The 17,585-nt window shown below is 66.9% G+C and carries 16 protein-coding genes and 1 pseudogene; 10 read left to right on the forward strand and 7 right to left on the reverse strand.

Annotated elements, in window-relative coordinates; translation table 11 throughout:
- Positions 1-14: 14 nt before the first annotated feature.
- On the reverse strand, positions 15-1,928 hold the full coding sequence (locus tag Q0Q48_RS11390; RefSeq protein ID WP_295137544.1) for a diguanylate cyclase: 1,914 nt from the start codon (positions 1,926-1,928) through the stop codon (positions 15-17).
- Between the two features lie 286 nt (positions 1,929-2,214).
- Between Q0Q48_RS11390 and Q0Q48_RS11395 the strand changes: the two genes are divergently transcribed.
- Complete coding sequence (locus Q0Q48_RS11395; RefSeq protein ID WP_295137546.1) at positions 2,215-2,565, forward strand: SET domain-containing protein; 351 nt, start codon at positions 2,215-2,217, stop codon at positions 2,563-2,565.
- Here Q0Q48_RS11395 and Q0Q48_RS11400 read toward each other — a convergent pair.
- Positions 2,553-3,545, reverse strand: a complete 993-nt coding sequence (locus Q0Q48_RS11400; protein WP_295137548.1) for a Gfo/Idh/MocA family oxidoreductase — start codon at positions 3,543-3,545, stop codon at positions 2,553-2,555. The two genes, Q0Q48_RS11395 and Q0Q48_RS11400, sit on opposite strands and share 13 nt — an antisense overlap.
- Positions 3,546-3,671: 126 nt before the next feature.
- Here Q0Q48_RS11400 and Q0Q48_RS11405 point away from each other — a divergent pair, with 126 nt between their 5' ends.
- On the forward strand, positions 3,672-4,478 hold the full coding sequence (locus Q0Q48_RS11405; protein ID WP_295137550.1) for a glycoside hydrolase family 25 protein: 807 nt from the start codon (positions 3,672-3,674) through the stop codon (positions 4,476-4,478).
- Positions 4,479-4,526: 48 nt separating this feature from the next.
- Here Q0Q48_RS11405 and Q0Q48_RS11410 read toward each other — a convergent pair whose 3' ends face one another.
- A complete protein-coding gene (locus Q0Q48_RS11410) occupies positions 4,527-5,315 on the reverse strand; it encodes a YggS family pyridoxal phosphate-dependent enzyme (RefSeq protein ID WP_295137552.1) in 789 nt (262 codons plus the stop codon).
- Between the two features lie 228 nt (positions 5,316-5,543).
- Here Q0Q48_RS11410 and Q0Q48_RS11415 point away from each other — a divergent pair, with 228 nt between their 5' ends.
- From Q0Q48_RS11415 to Q0Q48_RS11425, 3 genes and pseudogenes are all read left to right on the forward strand, one after another.
- Positions 5,544-7,769 (forward strand): VTT domain-containing protein, encoded by a 2,226-nt coding sequence (locus tag Q0Q48_RS11415; RefSeq protein WP_295137555.1) that lies wholly within the window; start codon positions 5,544-5,546, stop codon positions 7,767-7,769.
- Positions 7,766-8,455 (forward strand): endonuclease/exonuclease/phosphatase family protein, encoded by a 690-nt coding sequence (locus Q0Q48_RS11420; RefSeq protein WP_295137557.1) that lies wholly within the window; start codon positions 7,766-7,768, stop codon positions 8,453-8,455. The genes Q0Q48_RS11415 and Q0Q48_RS11420 overlap by 4 nt, the downstream gene beginning before the upstream one ends.
- Positions 8,456-8,480: 25 nt before the next feature.
- Positions 8,481-9,496: pseudogene (locus tag Q0Q48_RS11425) on the forward strand (ATP-dependent DNA ligase).
- 24 nt (positions 9,497-9,520) lie between these two features.
- Here Q0Q48_RS11425 and Q0Q48_RS11430 read toward each other — a convergent pair.
- Positions 9,521-9,772 (reverse strand): DUF6496 domain-containing protein, encoded by a 252-nt coding sequence (locus tag Q0Q48_RS11430; protein ID WP_295137559.1) that lies wholly within the window; start codon positions 9,770-9,772, stop codon positions 9,521-9,523.
- 312 nt (positions 9,773-10,084) lie between these two features.
- On the opposite strand from Q0Q48_RS11430, the gene Q0Q48_RS11435 reads away from it, so the two are divergent.
- Positions 10,085-10,939, forward strand: a complete 855-nt coding sequence (locus Q0Q48_RS11435) for a BON domain-containing protein (protein WP_295137560.1) — start codon at positions 10,085-10,087, stop codon at positions 10,937-10,939.
- Positions 10,940-10,991: 52 nt separating this feature from the next.
- On the opposite strand, the gene Q0Q48_RS11440 is transcribed toward Q0Q48_RS11435, so the two are convergent.
- Entirely contained in the window at positions 10,992-11,129 is a 138-nt protein-coding gene (locus tag Q0Q48_RS11440) for a hypothetical protein (protein WP_295137562.1), read from the reverse strand.
- 255 nt (positions 11,130-11,384) lie between these two features.
- Here Q0Q48_RS11440 and Q0Q48_RS28685 point away from each other — a divergent pair, with 255 nt between their 5' ends.
- From Q0Q48_RS28685 to Q0Q48_RS11450, 3 genes are all read left to right on the forward strand, one after another.
- Positions 11,385-11,711, forward strand: coding sequence for a GFA family protein (locus Q0Q48_RS28685; protein WP_366915281.1), 327 nt, complete (start codon positions 11,385-11,387; stop codon positions 11,709-11,711).
- Between the two features lie 107 nt (positions 11,712-11,818).
- A complete protein-coding gene (locus Q0Q48_RS11445) occupies positions 11,819-12,961 on the forward strand; it encodes an SRPBCC family protein (protein ID WP_295137564.1) in 1,143 nt (380 codons plus the stop codon).
- On the forward strand, positions 12,958-13,761 hold the full coding sequence (locus Q0Q48_RS11450; protein WP_295137566.1) for an SDR family NAD(P)-dependent oxidoreductase: 804 nt from the start codon (positions 12,958-12,960) through the stop codon (positions 13,759-13,761). The genes Q0Q48_RS11445 and Q0Q48_RS11450 overlap by 4 nt, the downstream gene beginning before the upstream one ends.
- On the opposite strand, the gene Q0Q48_RS11455 is transcribed toward Q0Q48_RS11450, so the two are convergent.
- A complete protein-coding gene (locus Q0Q48_RS11455) occupies positions 13,758-15,035 on the reverse strand; it encodes an MFS transporter (RefSeq protein ID WP_295137567.1) in 1,278 nt (425 codons plus the stop codon). The two genes, Q0Q48_RS11450 and Q0Q48_RS11455, sit on opposite strands and share 4 nt — an antisense overlap.
- A gap of 194 nt (positions 15,036-15,229) precedes the next feature.
- Here Q0Q48_RS11455 and Q0Q48_RS11460 point away from each other — a divergent pair, with 194 nt between their 5' ends.
- Entirely contained in the window at positions 15,230-16,666 is a 1,437-nt protein-coding gene (locus tag Q0Q48_RS11460; RefSeq protein ID WP_295137569.1) for an MFS transporter, read from the forward strand.
- A 16-nt stretch (positions 16,667-16,682) separates the two neighbouring features.
- On the opposite strand, the gene Q0Q48_RS11465 is transcribed toward Q0Q48_RS11460, so the two are convergent.
- The gene (locus tag Q0Q48_RS11465; protein ID WP_295137571.1) at positions 16,683-17,564 is read right to left on the reverse strand and encodes a hypothetical protein; all 882 of its coding nucleotides are present in this window, start codon (positions 17,562-17,564) and stop codon (positions 16,683-16,685) included.
- Positions 17,565-17,585: the final 21 nt, after the last annotated feature.

Here is a 17,585-nt window from a genome sequence, read left to right on the forward strand (position 1 = left end):
GCGGCGTACTCCGGTCAGGCGCTTTCGGCGCCCCGCCAGGCGACGACCTGGCCTGACATGACGAAGCGGTCACGACCCTCATGCTTGGCGACGTACAGTGCCCGGTCCGCGGCTGCGATCAGCGAGGGATGGTTGCCGTGGGTTTCGGCATTTGGCCAGCTCGTCGCGCCACCGATGCTCAGCGTCACCCGCTTCGTCGGCGGGTTCAGGGCGTGCGCCAGGTTGAGGGTCTCCAGCGACTGACGAATCCGCTCGGCGACCAGCGCACAGCCCACCTCGTCGGTGTTGGGAAGCAGCAGCACGAATTCCTCGCCGCCGTAGCGGGCGGCAAGATCGCCCGGGCGGCGCGCTTCCGCCGCAATCGCCTTGGCGACGGTCCTGAGGCACGAATCGCCAGCCTGATGCCCGTACTGGTCGTTGAACTTCTTGAAATTGTCGACGTCCATCATCAGCAGCGAGACGGGGGTGCCGTCGCGCCCGGCCCGGCGCCACTCCTGCTGCAGCGTGTCGTCGAAGTGACGCCGGTTGGCAACTCCCGTCAATCCATCCTTGATCGCCAGGGTTGCCAGCTTTTGTTCAAGGTCCTTCTGCGCGGTCATGTCCCGCGAAATCGCGACGACTCCGTTGACCTTGCCGGTCTCCGGATCGCGGGTCGCGCGCAGGGCAGTCTCGAGCCAGATCTCGCCACCCTCCCGCTGCCGGGTCCGGTAAACGAGCCTGGTCTCCTCGACCTCGCCCTGTTTCAGGGCCCGTACGGTTTGGCGCACATGCGGTAGATCCTCGGCGTTGACGCCCGCCAGCGCGTGCGTCCCGCGAAGCTGAGCCGCGCTCCACCCCAAGAGGCGAATGCACGAGGGCGACACGTAGATGATTCTCTCATCGAGGCCGATGCGCATGACCATGTCGCTCGACTCCTCGGCCAGCAGCCGGAAGTCGGCCTCGTTGGCGGCCAGCACCGCGGCAATGCGTTGCCCCTTCAGCAACTGGCGCACGAGATAGATTCCTGTGCCGGCGATCAACGTCACCAGGCCCAGCACGAGAGCCATGCGGACCATTGCCTCCTGGCGCCAGGGCGCGAGGACTTCGTCCTTTGCCTCCGTCGCCAGGATAAGCAGCGGAAACCGATGACTCAGCCTATAATAACTCAGGCGCAATGTCTGGTCGAAGGGCGACCTGAAATAGTAGAGACCCGCCGGTCGGCGGGCGTCCATGTCCTGGATGAGCGGCGTGCTCGAGACATCGCGGCCGACTGAGGATTCATTGTCGACGCTTCGTGCCAGGATGATGCCGCTCTTGTCGAGCAGGGTGACCGTACCCGTGGAGCCGAGGTCGAAGCGCCTGTAGAAGCTCGAGAAGTAGCTGGCATCGATCGTGGCCAGCACGACACCGGCGAAGGACCCGTCCGGATGATCGAAGCGGCGCGACGCCGTGATGACCCACTGTCCGCCGGAGCGGCTCCTGATGGGGCTACCGATCAGCAAACCCTTGTCCGGCGATGCGCGATGCTGCTGGAAATATTCGCGGTCGCTGTTGTTGAACAATGCCGGATTGACGGGCTCCGTTGTCGCCAGCCAGCGGCCGGCTGCGTCATAGACGAACAAAGCCCGGACGCGCCCCATCGTACCCTTCCGGAGGTCGATGTCGTCTTTCAACCTTTGGACGGCGCCAGGCCCGATGCCGTCCGTCTCCAGACGGTGCACCAGGCCAATGAGCAGGCTGTCGGCCAGTTCGAACGAATCGTCGGCATGCTGGACCAGCGACTGGGCAACGTTTGCGAGATCGACTTCAGCGGATTTCAGCGCCTCGTGTCGCAATCCCCATTCGCGCAGGGAACTGAGGGTAAGGAGCGCCACGCAGACGAGGGTGACGAAGCCGGCGGCCAGGAAGGCCAGCTGGCGAAGGCTGGCGTTGCGGAGACTCGCGCTCATTTCACGAACCCGCAAGAACGCATGCCCCGGAAAGCGGTTCTAGATGGCGTCGCACCAGGGAGTGCGGTCGAATCCATCCCAATTTTCCCAATCGTATGACGAATTTAGACTAGCCTCGGACATGGCAAGCATAGGCCATCGTCGACGGCAAACAAACCGAATAGCCGGGGCGACAGGGCATATTTCGAGTTCTTTTCTTTCACCATGACGCGAGACCCAACGGCAGTATTCTTCCGTATCGCCCGGAATGCTAAGGCGGTCTTGCTTGATCGGAGAGAGACGCGCGGTGAAAGTGGTCGTCAGAAAATCGGGAATTCACGGCGACGGGCTTTTTGCCGCCGAGGAGATCCCATGGGGCACGAAGATCATCGAGTACAAGGGCGAGCGGATCCCCGATGACATAGCCCTGGCGCGGATCGCGGAGGGGGCAGACAGCATCTTCGAACTCGGAGCGAACGCCAATATCGACGGCTCCTCCCGGGGCAACGAGGCGCGCTACGCCAATCACCGCCGCCGGAATCCCAATGCCTTCATTCTTCGCGACAAGGGCCGGATCTGGCTCGTGGCCGGTATCGAAGGCATCGCGAAGGGAGAGGAGATCACCTTCGACTACGGTTCGACTTTCTATCCGCGTTGAGAGGGGAGCGACCCGGCGAGGATCGCCTCGACGATTTCCTGTACGTTGAACGCTTCCTCGATCGTCGCGAGGTGATGGGCCTCGCCACGCGCCAGCCGGGCCACGCCCTCGAGCTGGCGCTTCAGGGCCAGCGGGCGGGCGCGCTCGTTGGGCATGGCGTCCGGCGCGGGCTGCCAGCTGCCGTCGGGCAGGCGACGTTCCGCGATCGACCAGTCGCACAGGCGAACGGCGCCGCGATCGCCCTCCAGGACCCAGACATTGTGATCGTCCTTCGCTGTCTCGCCGACGCCGCCGCTCAGCGTCACCGGCAGTTCGCCGGCGCGCAGGGACGCCGAGATGCGCCGCTCGGACTTGCCCGCCTGCTGAAACGATGCGCCACCGTTCAAGCCGTGCAGGGGACCGACGACGCGGCGCGACAGGAACAGGAAGTGCGAGACGACCTCGCGCGTGAAGCCTCCCTGCGCGGGACCGTCCAGCCAGGCCACGGCGTCGGCCTGCCAGGGGCGTGGCCAGCTCTTGAAGCCTACCTCGACGTGGATCCGCTGCGGCGTGCCGATCTCGCCCTTGTCGATCCAGTCGCGGAGGGCTGCCACGGCAAGAGAAGAGGCGAAGGGAAAATTCACGGCGCCCCGGCTGCCGGCCTCGGCCACGAAGGCGCGCGCGTCGGCGACGTCGACCGCAAGCGGCTTCTCGCCGAAGAAGGTCTTGCCGGCGGCGAGCGCGGCGCGCGCGTGACCGAGATGCGAGGCCGGTGGCGAGGCGACGTAGACGCAGTCGCTGGCCGCAATCACCGCCGCGGCGTCGGCCAGGCGCGGCACCTCGGGAAAGTTCCGCTCCATGCGCCGCATCGCATCGGGCGAGGGGTCCCAGATGCCGCACACGCCGACCAGGGCAGGATCCTGCCGAAGGATCGCGCCCAGCAACCGCTCACCCATGATGCCGGCGCCGATGATGCCGATCGCCACGCTACCGTTCTTCATACCGTTCACTCGCTCTGTCGATGTCCCGACAGACGTTGCACGAATCCCGGGACGAGGGCAGGGGGATATCGATAATCTGGCGGGCGGCCGGCTTGCCGGGAGCCCGGAACGTCGTACTGTCGCGCCATGATATCTCGCCGAACCATCCTCTCCGGCCTCGCGGCGACGACGGCGGCCGGATGCACGCCCCAACGGCCCGTATCGACCGCCATGCCCTATCCGATCGCCCCGCCGCCGCCGGACCGGGCGACGATGGGTCTGGATGCGGTGATCGACCTCAGCCGCAGCGTCACGGTCGCGGATTTCCGTGCGGTCCGCCGCAGCGGCATGATCGGCGTCATCCACAAGGCGACTGAAGGCGGCGACTATCTCGACACGGCCTATGCCGGCCGGCGACCGCAGGCCGAGGCGGCTGGGCTGCTGTGGGGCGCCTATCATTTCGGCACCGGCCAGACCTCGGGCGCTCGGCAGGCCGCCTACTTCCTTTCCGTCGCGCGGCCCGGCCCGCGTACCCTGCTCGCGCTCGATCTCGAAGCCAACGAGAACAATCCCAACAACTCGATGCGGCTCGACCAGGCTGAGGAGTTCGTGCAGGCCGTGGCCGCGTCAACAGGCCGGCTGCCGATCGTCTACGTGCATCCGACCTGGGCCAACGGTGATCCGCTGCCGAACTCCGGCTTGAGTCTCGGCGCGCGCATCACGCCGGACTCGCTCGTCGCCCGCTGCGGTCTGTGGATCGCCGACTATCACGACTCGCCTGAAGTGCCGATCGGCTGGGAAACGACCGGCTGGCGCCTCTGGCAATATGCCGGCGACGAAAGCGTGGCCAAGCCGGCCTACGGCCAGACCAACATCGTGCAGGGCGTCAGCCACTGCGACCGCAACCTGTTCAACGGCGATGCCAGTGAGCTGCAGAGGTTCTGGGGCGCGTGATCGCGTCTCGATGCGAGCGCGATTCTGGAACTCTACGTAGAGGACCGCCTACGGCTTTGCCGCAACCGGCCAGTAATGTCCGTCCGGTGTCGAGCGCTTGCCGAAGATCGCCTCGCCGACGCGCACGACGTCGGCGCCCTGCACGATCGCTTCCTCAAAATCGTTCGACATGCCCATCGACAGTTCCCGGATCGCGGGATGGTCCTTGACGGCCACGTCGCGCAGTTCGCGCAGGCGTTCGAGGCAGGGGCGCACCTTGTCGAGGTCGGTGCTGAACACCGCGAGCGTCATCAGCCCGCGCGGCTTCAGTCGCGGAAAGCGGCCGAGCCCGTCGAGGAACGGGAGGAGCTCCTCGGGCTGCAGCCCGTACTTGCTTTCCTCGGCCGACGTATTCACCTGCACGTAGACGTCGAGGGATCGATCCTCACGGTCGAGACGCGCGTTGAGCGCTTCCGCAAGGCGCACGCTGTCGAGCGCGTGGAACTCGCGCGCGAAGCGGGTGAGGTATTTGACCTTGTTGGTCTGCAGGTGCCCGACGATGCACCAGTCGATGGCCAGGTTCGCCAGTTCGGCCCGCTTGGCCACGGCCTCCTGGATCTTGTTCTCGCCGAAGTCGCGGATGCCGGCCGCGTAGGCGAAGCGCAGGATGTGCGCCGGCACCGTTTTGGTGATCGGCAGCAGGCGCACGGTCTCGCGCGCCCGTCCGGCGCGAGCGCAGGCCCGCACGATCCGCTCCTCCACGGAGGCGAGGTTGCGGCTGAACATGGCGAGCGGATCGGGACCGAAGCGCTTGATGTCGTCGGGCGTCAGACTTGGCGTATCGATGGGCGCGTTCATTCGTGACCGGAGGGTTGGTCCGGCAGAGATACCCTAATCGAGCTTGCGGGTCGCTATGAACACGCCGACGCCGACGGCGATCGACACGGTCGATATCGCGATGACGACCGGCCAGAGGAGGCCGCCCAGAAAATCCAACATGAGCTCTGAACGAGCGCGGCGTCGCCTTGTTCCCCCTTTCGTGCGAGCACGGCGGATCGCAGCGGGAGCATCGGCGTTATAGGCTCCATGTCGCTGCTTTTTCAGCCCGGACGCACCGTATGGAGGGTCGAGCACGCCGCCAGAGCGGCCGTGCTGATCGATGGTGCCGCCTTTTTTGCGGCCGTGCGCGAAGCCTTTCTGCAGGCGCGGCGCACCATCTTCATCGTGGGCTGGGACATCGACAGCCGCACCGAACTGGTGGGTGACCACCCTCCCACCGACGGATTCCCGACCAACCTGGCGGCCTTCCTCACCGAACTCACCCGCCGCCGGCCCGAGTTGCAGATCCACCTGCTGCTTTGGGACTATTCACTCGTCTATGCGCACGAGCGCGAGCCGCTGCCACGCCTCTCTCTGAACTGGCAAATGCCGCCGCAGGTCACGTTCTGCCTCGATTCGACCGTGCCGTTCGGCTCCTCCCAGCACCAGAAGCTGGTGGTGGTGGACGACGCGTTGGCCTTCTCGGGTGGCCTCGACCTTACCATCCGGCGCTGGGACACCAACCGTCACGAGCCTGACAACAAGCGGCGCGTCGATCATTCGGGCGAGCCCTACCGGCCGTTCCACGACGTGCAGATGATGGTCGACAGCGAGGCGGCGCGCTCGCTCGCTCTGCTCGCGCGGGCGCGTTGGTGCCATGCCAACGGCGGCGAACCGGAGGCCCGGCCCGAAGGGCAGCCGTGGCCGGAAAGCGTCAAACCCGATTTCACCAACGTCGACATCGCGATCGCCCGCACCCAGCCGCGCTATCATCGAGAGGAGGAAGTGCGCGAGGCCGAGGCGCTGTTCGTCGACAGCATCGCCCGCGCCGAGCGCACGATCTATATCGAGAACCAGTTCATGACCTCGGGCCTGGTCGCCGCCGCGCTCGCCCGCCGACTGCGCGAGCGGGCGGGTCTTGAGATCGTGATGGTAGCCCCGCGCAGCCATGACTCCTTCGTCGAGCGGCGCACCATGCGCAACGGCCGCATCCGCTTCTGGCGCACCGTGAAGGCGGCGGGCGGCGATCGCGTGCGCCTACTGTTTCCGTCGATAGAGAAGAACGGTCGGTCCACCTACACCATGGTCCATTCCAAGATCATGGTGGTGGACGACTGGTTGCTGCGGGTGGGATCGGCCAACCTCAACAACCGGTCCATGGGCGCCGACACCGAGTGCGACCTCGCGATCGAGGCCTCGACGGATCGGGAGCGCGTCGCCATCACAACCCTGCGCAATCGCCTTCTCGGCGAGCATTGCGGCGCGTCCGGAGAAGAAGTCGCAGCCGCGATTGCGCGGCTGGGCTCGCTCGTACGCGTGGCGGACCAACTCTGCGGCAATGGCCACTGCCTGAGTCCGATCGATGACGGCCAGCCCGATCGCACGATTTTCGCCCGACTGGCCGAACGGATCGCCGATCCGGCGCGGCCCCTGCGGCTGGGCCGCCTGGCCGGCCGACTCCTGCCGCGCCTGCTGTTCCATGGCAGCCGGACCGTCGGCCGGCGGCTGGCAAAGCGCGCGGATCGGCGAGCCGCCGGACAGGCGCACGTCGGATCTCCGCCAAAGCCGGCAAAAGGCGGCGAAAGCGAGCAGGGCCTGCTGGGGCGCACCGGCCTCGTTGTAGGCGGAGCTCTTGCACTGATCGCGGTGCTGACCCTCGCCTGGCAGTTCACAGGACTGAAGGAGCTGGCCCAGCCCGACCATATTCGCGAGCTGCTCGAGGGCGCCGAGGGCGAACCGTGGGCCCTTGGAGTCGTGGTCGCGCTGTTTGTGGTCGGGGGCGCGGTGGCCTTCCCCGTCACCATCCTGATCCTGGCGACGGCCGCCGTGTTCGGCCCGTGGTGGGGCATGCTCTATGCCAGCGCCGGGGTCGCGGCGAGCGCCGGGATCATGTTCGCGGCGGGCGCCCGCTTCGGGCAGGAGGTGCTCAGGCGCCTTCTTGGCCAGCGCTGGGACAGACTGCGCGACCGCCTGCAGCGGCGCGGCCTGCTCGCCGTGGTCGCGCTGCGCGTCATACCGGTTGCGCCGTTCTCGCTGATCAATCTCGCGGCGGGTGCCGGCTCCATCCGCTTCGTCGACTTCGGGCTCGGCACGCTGATCGGCATGGGCCCGGGGCTGGTCGCGATCGCGCTGATGGGCGACCGCATCGCCAAGGTGCTGGCCGACCCCAGCGCCAGCCAGCTCGGCGTGCTGGCGCTGTGCGTCGCTGGCTGGATCGGGCTCTCCTTCGGGGCGCAGGCCATCGTGTCACGGTTCGGGGAACGGGCCTCTTGAACTCCGTCCGTCTGATGACCTGGAACATTCACGGTGCCTTCGGTCGCAATCCGCGTTTCGACCTCGATCGCGTGATCGCGCTGGTCAAGAGCCACGCACCCGACATCGTGGCCCTGCAGGAGATCGATTCGCGGCGCGTCCGCGAGGCCCAGGCTGGCAATCCCTTCGACGTGCTTCAGGCGGCGCTGGGCTCGCACGGGATCGGCGCCAAGACCGTGGTGACAGCCGATGGCGAGTACGGCCAGGCGCTGATCAGCCGGTGGCCGCTCGAGAGCACGCAGATCCACGATCTGTCCTATCCCGAGCGCGAACCACGCCGCGCCATCTGTACCGATGTTGCTACTCCTTTCGGCCCGCTGCGCGTGATCGCCACGCATCTCGGCCTCACCCTGCGCGAGCGGCGCAGCCAGGCCATCGCGCTGGCGAGCATGCTGGGCCGGCTCGATCGTCCGACCGTCGCGCTGGGCGATTTCAACGACTGGCTCTGGGCAGGCTCGGTGCGCCGCAGCCTCGGGCGTGCCCTGCCGGGCTTCAGCCGCCATCGCACCTTTCCCGCACGGCTGCCGCTCTTCGAACTCGACCGCATTTATCTTTTCCCGGCCTCGGCCCTGATCGGCAGCTGCGTCGACCACCGCGCGAGCGAGCTTTCGGATCACCTGCCGGTGATCGCCGACATCGCGATCTAGCGTGGTGCGCACGGGCACCGTGGCGATGGAAGCCAGGCAGATCGATGGCCTGCCCGACGGCAAGGGTTGGCAATACGAGCCCAAGTGGGACGGGTTCCGCTGCCTCGCCCGGCGGGACGGCGAGGAGGTCGAGCTGCTGGGCCGCTCCGGCAAGAACCTGTCGCGCTACTTCCCGAGATGATCGCGGCTCTCGCGCGACTGAAACACGAGCGCTTCTTTCTCGATGGCGAACTGGTCATCCCGGTGGGCAAGAACCTGTCCTTCGAGGCACTGCAGATGCGCCTGCATCCAGCGGCCAGTCGCATCCGGCGCCTCGCCGAAGAGACACCGTCGCTGATGATCGCCTTCGATCTCCTGGAGGACGAGAAGGGGCGGGACCTGCGAGCGGAGCCCCTGTCCACTCGCCGCGCGGCGCTCGAACGCTTCTTCGCGACACTCGGCCCGAGCGAAGCGCTGCGTCTCTCCCCAAAGACGACGCACATCGGCGATGCGCGCCGGTGGCTGAGCCGCGCCGGCGGCGGGGCCCTCGACGGTGTCATCGCCAAGCGCCTCGATGAGCCCTACAGGCCGGGCGAGCGCGCGATGCTCAAGATCAAGAACCTGCGCAGCGCGGACTGCGTGGTCGGCGGCTTCCGTTATGCAACGGCGCGCAAGGCGGGCCGGAAGGAAGTCGGCTCGTTGCTGCTCGGCCTGTACAACGAAGCAGGCCTGCTCGACCACGTGGGCTTCACCTCCGCTCTCGGCAGTCTCGACCGCGATGCGCTGACGGCAAAGCTCGAAAGGCTGAAGGGGAACGGGTTCTCCGGCGACGCGCCGGGCGGTCCCAGCCGCTGGTCGACGGAACGGACAGCCGAGTGGGCGCCGTTGAAACCGAAGCTCGTCGTCGAAGTCCAGTACGACCACGTCACCGGGCGCCGGTTCCGCCACGCCACCGGCTTCCTGCGCTGGCGCCCGGACAAGGCGCCGCGCGACTGTTCGTTCGATCAGCTCGCGCGGGAAGCCCGGCCGTCGCGGATGATGCGCCTGCTCGGGCTAGCGTAGGAGCGTGCTACGTGCGCCGCTCGCTCAGCCCTTCTTCTTGCGCCTCGCCGTGGTCTTCCGTTTCGTGCTCGTCTTCTTCTTCTTGGCTGCGGTCTTCTTCTTCGCCGGCACTTTCTTGCCCTTAGCGCGCGCCTCGGACAAGCCGATGGCGATGGCCTGCTTGCGACTCTTCACCGTGCCGCCCTTGCCGCCCGGGCCGCTTTTCAGCGTGCCTTTCTTGCGACGCTCCATCGCGCTTTCGACATCCTTGCTGGCGCTTCGGGAATATTTTGCCATGAATCCTCCTCGACGGTTCAGCGCCTAACGCAACCGTCGCGCATTGGCTGCATATTCCCGGGAGAAGCACAGAAGAAAGCCCGCGACCCCCCTTTGCACATTTCCGGATGAACGAAGGGTGCGGGCTTTCCGCCGGAGACGCCAGGGACGAAGCGTTCGACCATCGCCAACGAAACGTGTGGCTCCCCTGCCTTCGACCAATGCACGTACGGCCGATCGGTTGCGGTCGCCGGCAACTGGTTTAGCGTCGGTGCATTCCTCCGGTGCCGGCGAGGAAGAGAGAGGCCGGCCTCACCCCACGGAGGAACTCAAATGGCACGCCACGACGACGACTATCGCTTCCGCAGCAATGCCTCCCGCGACGATCGGGGCTCCCATCGCGACTCGATATCGACCGGCCGCGCCGGCCGGCGCTCCTACGATGACTATGACGAGGACGAGAATCGTGGCCGGCTTTACGGCGGCAGCGCGCGCGATGAAGAGAGCCGCTACGGCGGCTATGAGGGCGAGCGCGGCGATATCTACCACTATGCACCCGGTGGCCGGCGCGGAAGCGATTATGGCTATGGCGGCGGCTCGTCCTATGGTCGCGGTAACTACGAACAGGACGACATGTCCTCGGGCGGTGTCGCCGGCGGGGCGCGCGGCTACGGCTACGCTCAAGGCCCCGGCCATGGCGGCGATCGGTATGCCGGCCGGGGCGGCTCGCTCGGTGGCGTGAGCGACGAGATGGGCGGCAGCCACTCGCAGGGCATGGGTCGCTACGACCAGAATCAGCGCCGCAGCGGATGGTTTAGCGGTCGCCCGGGTGGCGCCGGCCGGTACGGCAGCGAACACGCTGGCATGGCCGGCGGCTATGGGATCGGGGCTTCCGGGCAGGAACACCATCGTGGCAAGGGTCCCAAGGGCTATACGCGATCCGATGACAGGATACGTGAGGACGTCTGCGACTGCCTCACGGACGATCCGATGCTCGATGCCGGCGAGATCGAGGTCCAGGTCAAGAACGGCGAGGTGACCTTGTCCGGCACGGTGTCCGACCGCCTCGCCAAGCGCCACGCCGAGGACATGATCGAGCGGGTGAGCGGCGTGAAGGACGTGCAGAACAACATCCGCGTCAAGGAACGCGACGCGGGCAGGTCGTCGGAAAAACGCGCGTCCGCGTGAAGTCGCGTCGGAAAAAGGGCGCGGTTCGCTGACTGACCGGGCCCTTCTACCGTCAGCCCGGCGTGGCCCGACGGTCGCGGCGGAGTTCCTGGATCACCTGCCAGACGTCGCGCGCCAAGTCGTAGATAGCCGACAGTTCGGTCTCGAGGAAGTCGAGACGGTGCGCGATTCTGCCTTTGTCCTTCTTCATGTTCGTTCTGCCCCCGCAGTTCGTCACGAGTCGGTAGCATGATCTACGCCATTCGGCGCTGTGGACTGCGGTGCGCGTTGCGTTCCCCGTCGAACGGAGTGTGTGCTTCCTGCAGTCCTTCCTTAGGGCACGCCCGGGAAGCGCAACGTGGAAGCGCCGCGACCGTTCGCCGACGCATGGGACTGACCCACGCGAGTTCGAGCGCCGGTGGTTGCCTGTGCGGTGCGATGGCGTGCGCTCGCTCCGCCTCGGAACGTGCATCACTGTTATTGCGGAATGTGCCGGCGATGGACGGGCGCGGCTTTCGCAACCCTTGTCTGGTTCCGGGGCACCGACGTGGTTTGGGAAGGCGACGCGGCCACTCTGCATCGCTCTTCGCCGATCGCCGTGCGCAGCCACTGCGGACGCTGCGGCACATCGCTCGCTCTGGATTATGACGGCCGCGACGATATCGCGCTCTGTGCCGGCAGCCTCGACGATCCCACGCGTGTAACGCCCGTCCACAATTATGGTGTGGAAGGAAAACTTCCTTGGGCCGACGCCTCGAGCCTTCCGGGTAAGCCGACGCGGGAGCGGTGGTAAGAGGGCGCAGGCGCAGGATCGCGTCTCGCTGCGCGGTTCGGGCGTTTGTTGCACGCGATGACTTGCGGGCTAGTATCGCTCGCCCGCTTGCAGAGGAAACAAGAAGAATGACGGCGTTGCTGAATGAGACCGATCTCATCGATCGTATCCTCGCGCACATCGACGGCAAGACGACCGACAAGGGAACGGTGGTCTGGCGCGAGCCGGTCGAGAACTATCATTCGGCCGAGCGCTTCGCGGCGGAGATCGAGGTGCTGCGGCGCGTGCCGATGGCCTTCTGCCCGTCGGCGGCGCTGCCCGAGCCCGGCTCGTACATCGCGCGTACAACGGTCGGCACGCCGTTGCTGGTGGTGCGCGGCACCGACGGCGTCGTGCGCGGCTTCCGCAACGCCTGCCGCCATCGTGGCATGAAGCTGGAGGAGGGCGAGGGCTGCAAGCGCGCCTTCGCCTGTCCCTATCACGCCTGGACCTACGGGCTCGACGGCGCGCTGCGGCACATTCCGGGCGAGGACGGCTTCCCCGGCCTCGACAAGGCAGCGCACGGGCTGGTGCCGGTGGCGGAAGTGCAGGAGCGCAACGGCATCGTGTTCGTGACACAGGACGAGCCCTTGTCGGACGGTCCGCTCGGCGACCTGCCCGAGGTGCTGACCGACGATTACGTGCTGTTCAACAAGATCGAGTTCGACGACAGGGCGAACTGGAAGGTGCTGGGCGAGACCTCGATGGAGGGCTACCACATCAAGGCGCTGCACAATCAGTCCTTCTATCCCTACGGCTACGACAATCTGAACGTGGTCGAGCTGCACGGCCGCAATTCGCGCATCGTCTTCCCGTTCCGCCGCATCGAGAAGCTGCGCAATGTTCCGCGCGAGGAGTGGAGCACGCAGGGACGCATCACCGACGTCCACCAGCTCTTCCCCAACACCCATGTCAGCGTGCTGTCGAGCCACGCGATCCTGATCATCCTGGAGCCGGTCTCGCCATCGGAGACGCATTGGGTCGTCTACCAGCTGGCGCCGCGCATCAAGAACGGCAAGCCACTCGACATCGAGCAGGCGCGCAAGGACGCCAACTTCGTGCAGGAAAGTGGCATCCTCGAAGACCGCCACGCCGCCCGCGAGATCCAGGCCGGCCTGGCATCGGGCGCCAACACCCATTTCACCTTCGGCCACTACGAACAGGCGATTGGGCACTTTCATCGCCACCTCGCCGAACATGTAGAGATGCTGTCCCAAAGGAATAAGACATGACAAAGCGCGTTGAAGGAAAGATCGCCGTCGTCGTCGGCGCCGGCCAGACCCCGGGCGAGACGATCGGCAATGGCGTGGCCATCGCCCAGCTGCTCGCGCGCGAGGGCGCGACGGTGCTTTGCGTCGACCGCAGCGGTGAACGCGCGGAGAAGACGGCGAAGGAAATCTCGTCCACCGGGGCGGTGGTTTCGTCGATGGAGGCCGATATCACGGTCGCCGACGATTGCGATCGCATCATCAAGCTGGCGATGTCGCGCTACGGCCGCGTCGACATTCTGATCAACAATGTCGGCATCGGCGGCGGCGGCGATGCGCCGGCTCACCGCATTGAGGAGCGCGTGTTCGACCGCATCATGGACGTCAATCTCAAGGGCATGTGGCACACGATCAAGGCGGCCATTCCGGTGATGCGCACGCAGAAGTCCGGTTCGATCGTCAACATCTCGTCGCTCGCCGCGACCAGCGGTGCGACGCAGATGGCCTATGAAGTGTCGAAGGCGGCGGTGAACCGACTGACGACCCATGTCGCCCAATCCAATGCGCGCTATGGCGTCCGCGCCAACGCCATCATGATGGGCTTCATGGACACGCCGATGGCCGTTACCGGCATCGCCCAGGCGACCGGCCGATCGACGGAGGAGGTAAGGGCTGAGCGCAATGCCATGGTGCCGCTACGGGGCAAGATGGGCACCGGCTATGATACCGCCTATGCCGCGCTGTTCCTCGCCTCCGACGAAGCGCAGTTCATCACCGGCGAGATCCTGCGCGTCGACGGCGGCATGGGCCTGGGACTGGCTTAACCCTTCAGCGCCGCCTGGCGGGCGCGCAGCTCGTCGCTGGGGCGGATGTCCTTCGACCGGCTGTAGATGGTCATCGCCACCAGCAGCACCGCGACCATGAAGCCGAACAGCGTGCGATAGGCTTCCTCGGAGCGCGCGCCGTCCGGCAGGGGCGCGAAGGCGCCGACGATCACGCCCGACAGGGTCTGCATGCAGGCGACGCCCAGCATCACGCTGGTGTTCATTGCGGCGATGCCGCGGCCGATCAGCCGGTCGGGGAAGATGCCCCGGCCGTGCGTCATCACCATGGTGCTGCAGGGGCTGAGGAAGCCGATCCCGACGATCGCCGCGACGGCGGCCCATAGTGGCGCCCGCGCCCACAGGGCGAGCACGGCGAGGATGACGGCGACCGACAGGGTGCCGGCCATGGCGATGCGCTTGCGCGTGTCGAACACGCGGTCGAGCGGGCTGATGATCAGCATGCCGATCTGGTAGGCGACCACCGCGGCCAGCAGCACGTTGCCGGACTCGACGGACGTCAGCCCGTGGACCTCGCGCAGGAACGGTCCGCCCCACAGGCCCTGTACGGTGAAGGTGCAGGCGTAGTTGCAGAAATTGAGCGCGATGATGAACTTGAGCTGCGGGTTCTTCAGGACCTCGCCCAATCCTTGCATCATCTCCGCCGCCGTCTCGGTCCTGCGGTCGAGGAAGGGATGGCCGGGCGGCGCATCGCGCACGATCACCCAGACGCCCAGCGCCGAGAGCGCGGTGAAGGCGACCATCAGTCCGAACACGCCGCGCCAGCCGATCATCTCCGTGCCCCAGGCGAGCGGCGTGGTGGCGAGCAGGTTGCCCAGCAGGCCGACCGACAGCACGATTCCTGCCAGGGTCGCGAAACGGTCGGGCGGGAACCAGCGCGAGATCACCACCATGCTGCCGATCAGCATGACGCCGAAGCCCGCGCCCATCAGCGCCCGGCCCGCGAGCAGCTGCGGCCAGCCCGAGGCCAGGGTGAATAGCGTCGCGCCGATCACCGCGAGCACCAGCATGCCGGTCACCGTGCGGCGCGGCCCGTAGCGATCGAACAGGAAGCCACAGGGAATCTGCATGGCCGAAAAGCCGAAGAAGAACGCGCCGGTGAGGGCGCCAAGCGCCTCCGGCCCGATGCCGAGGTCGCGCATCAGGTCGAGCCCGATCGTGACATTGGCGGCACGGAAGAAATGGCTGGCGACATAGGCGGTCGCCAGGGTCGCCACGATGATCACGGCCTGCCGCCGGATGCCGGGCGACATCATGAAGCGTTTCCTCTTTCCATTCCCGCTTTCTCGTCCGGCCCAGCCGGCGGTGCGTTGGTCTTGCCTGCCAGTGCTATCGACAGTGGAGGGAGGTCGCAATCGCCGCGCACATCGGCGTTCCGCCCGCCGGATGCGGTTGCGGCCATGCGACTCCTTCCATGGGGGCGTCCGTGGCGGCTACACACGATGCGACCATGCGCTCCCTCGAACCTGCGCCGCTGCGCTCCCTCGAACGACTGGCCATCCACCCGGGCTTGATCGTCGCGGTCACCTGTGCCGGCGCGTTCATCGGGCAGCTCGATGCCAGCATCGTGCAGCTGGCGCTGCCGCGGCTGGCGGACGGGTTCGACGTTCGGGTCGACGCGGTGCGCTGGGTGGCAATCGCCTATCTGTTGGCCTTCGCCGCGAGCCTCGCCGTGTCGGGCCGGGTCTCGGAGATGATGGGCCGCAAGCTGCCCTATCTCCTGGGGTTCGCCCTGTTCACCCTGGCCTCGCTGCTCTGCGGCTGGGCCGAGACGCTGGAGCAGCTCGTAGTGCTGCGGGCGCTGCAGGGCGTCGGTGGCGGCCTGCTCGGGGCCAACAGCATGACCATCCTGGTGACCGCAGTGCCGCAGGAAAGGCGCCCCCACGCGATCGGCTGGTTCACCACGGCGCAGGCCGTGGGCGTCAGCACAGGACCGATCGTCGGCGGCTTCCTGCTCGAGCTGTTGGGCTGGCGCTGGATCTTCTGGGCGGCGGTGCCCTTCGGTCTGCTGGCCTTCGTGCTGGGTTGGCTGGTGCTGCCACGGTCTCGAGCGGAGGACATCAAGCGGGACGAGACCTTCGACCTCGCGGGCGCGGTGCTGCTGGTGCCGGCGGTCGGATTGGGCGTGCTTGCCCTTACGCAGGTCTCCGTCTGGCCGCTGGCTTCACCCGCGATGCTGGGCAGCGCGGCCGCGTCGCTATTGTTCCTCGTGCTGTTCCTGCGCCGCGAGAAGAAGACGCGCTGGCCGGTCGTCGACGTCGAATTGTTCCGCACGCGCGACTTCGCGACGGGCTTCGTGGGCGTCGTGATGGGCTACGCGCTGCTCTACGGCATGCTGTTCCTGATGTCCTTCGCCTTCGTGAAGGGGCTCGACAACAGGGCCCACGTGGCCGGACTGAAGCTCGCCACCATTCCCATCCTGCTCGGTCTTGTCGCACCGCTCGCCGCGCGGCTTGGCGCGCACTTCGGCGCGCGGCGGATCGGCATCACGGGGATGGCGCTGTGCCTGGTGGCGATCCTCGCGCTCGTCGCCATCGCCTTCGGGCCCGACAGGCTGGTGGTGCGCCTCGTCGCACTTGCCTTGTTCGGGGCCGGGCTCGGCCTGTTCCTGGCGCCCAACAGCCACGCCACAATCGATGCGGCGCCGAAGGCCCATGCCGCGTCGGCCGGCGGCCTGGTCAATCTCGGCCGCGTGCTGGGAAGCTGCATCGGCGTGTCGGCCGCTTCCTCGACCCTGTCGTGGCGTCTCGGCCTGTCCGGCAGCGCCGACCGGATGGGGCCAGCCTTCGTCGAGGCGGTGGCCGGCAGCCTGTTCGTCCTGGCGGCCTTCGCGCTCGTGGCGATCGTGGCATCGCTGATGTCCAGGCCAACGGCTTCGGCATTATGACCCGGCCCTTGGTTCCTCAAGGCCGGTCGAGAAGGCGGGCCGTAGCGACAGCCACGGGTTCGCCGCGGGCATTGTAGATGCCGAGGGCGAGTGCGCCGCCGTCCAGACGGTGGCCTTCGACACTCAGCACGTCGTCGCGCTGGAGCATGCGGGGGAAGGTAGCGTCGAGACTTCCGCGCGCGATCCACGCATCGTTGCCCAGAATGTCCTGCGCGAAGCGGGACAGGTAGGCGAAGGACATCATCGCCGCCGGGATCGCGACGCGGGCGCCGATCGCCTGCGCCAGCCGGTCATGGGTGTGGTAATTCTCGGCCGGCAGACTGAACAGGCGCGACTTCTCCAGCGACATCTCGATGCGGCGGGGCGGAAGCTCGCTGGGGGATGCCGCATCGGGTGCGGGAGAGGGAGCCGCCGCGCGCTGCACCTCGTCGCTGCGGATGGCGCAACCATGGTCGTAGACCGCGAGCGCTGCGCCGTCGGCATCGAAGAACGACGCGCGCATCACGATGAAATCACGCCCGCGCCGCCGGTACTTCTCCGTCACCGCAACCTCGGCCCGGACCGGGCGGCCGAGGCGGAACGGCCGCAGGAAGCGCGCCGCCGATTTGCCGTGCAGGAACGGCGTGCCGACCAGATGGCCGTGGCTTTGCCGGAACAGGCTGAAATGCCCGATCTCCCCGGGCGCGCGCAGGTAGAAGCCGGATGGAAACCACATGTATGTCGACAGGAACAGCGGATGCACGAGCGCGTCCGCCGGATCGCCCACCAGCCAGCCGCTTTCGTCCTCGACGGCATAGGCGAACTTCCGCACCTGTTCGATAGCCGGACTGAAAAAGGTCGATCCCAGCAGCAGGGGAACGGGCAGTTCTTCGAACGTGGGGATCGCCGTTGGTTTCATGGCGCGTGACACCTATCGACT

This window comes from uncultured Reyranella sp., from assembly GCF_945957355.1.
In the GTDB taxonomy this organism is placed as follows: Bacteria; Pseudomonadota; Alphaproteobacteria; order Reyranellales; family Reyranellaceae; genus Reyranella.

Bases quoted from the DNA above. Each gene is read 5' to 3' on its own strand.
- Q0Q48_RS11390 (WP_295137544.1), bottom strand. From the start codon at position 1,928: ATGAGCGCGAGTCTCCGCAACGCCAGCCTTCGCCAGCTGGCCTTCCTG.
- Q0Q48_RS11400 (WP_295137548.1), bottom strand. From the start codon at position 3,545: ATGAAGAACGGTAGCGTGGCGATCGGCATCATCGGCGCCGGCATCATG.
- Q0Q48_RS11405 (WP_295137550.1), top strand. From the start codon at position 3,672: ATGATATCTCGCCGAACCATCCTCTCCGGCCTCGCGGCGACGACGGCG.
- Q0Q48_RS11410 (WP_295137552.1), bottom strand. From the start codon at position 5,315: ATGAACGCGCCCATCGATACGCCAAGTCTGACGCCCGACGACATCAAG.
- Q0Q48_RS11415 (WP_295137555.1), top strand. From the start codon at position 5,544: ATGTCGCTGCTTTTTCAGCCCGGACGCACCGTATGGAGGGTCGAGCAC.
- Q0Q48_RS11430 (WP_295137559.1), bottom strand. From the start codon at position 9,772: ATGGCAAAATATTCCCGAAGCGCCAGCAAGGATGTCGAAAGCGCGATG.
- Q0Q48_RS11435 (WP_295137560.1), top strand. From the start codon at position 10,085: ATGGCACGCCACGACGACGACTATCGCTTCCGCAGCAATGCCTCCCGC.
- Q0Q48_RS11440 (WP_295137562.1), bottom strand. From the start codon at position 11,129: ATGAAGAAGGACAAAGGCAGAATCGCGCACCGTCTCGACTTCCTCGAG.
- Q0Q48_RS11445 (WP_295137564.1), top strand. From the start codon at position 11,819: ATGACGGCGTTGCTGAATGAGACCGATCTCATCGATCGTATCCTCGCG.
- Q0Q48_RS11450 (WP_295137566.1), top strand. From the start codon at position 12,958: ATGACAAAGCGCGTTGAAGGAAAGATCGCCGTCGTCGTCGGCGCCGGC.
- Q0Q48_RS11455 (WP_295137567.1), bottom strand. From the start codon at position 15,035: ATGATGTCGCCCGGCATCCGGCGGCAGGCCGTGATCATCGTGGCGACC.
- Q0Q48_RS11460 (WP_295137569.1), top strand. From the start codon at position 15,230: ATGCGCTCCCTCGAACCTGCGCCGCTGCGCTCCCTCGAACGACTGGCC.
- Q0Q48_RS11465 (WP_295137571.1), bottom strand. From the start codon at position 17,564: ATGAAACCAACGGCGATCCCCACGTTCGAAGAACTGCCCGTTCCCCTG.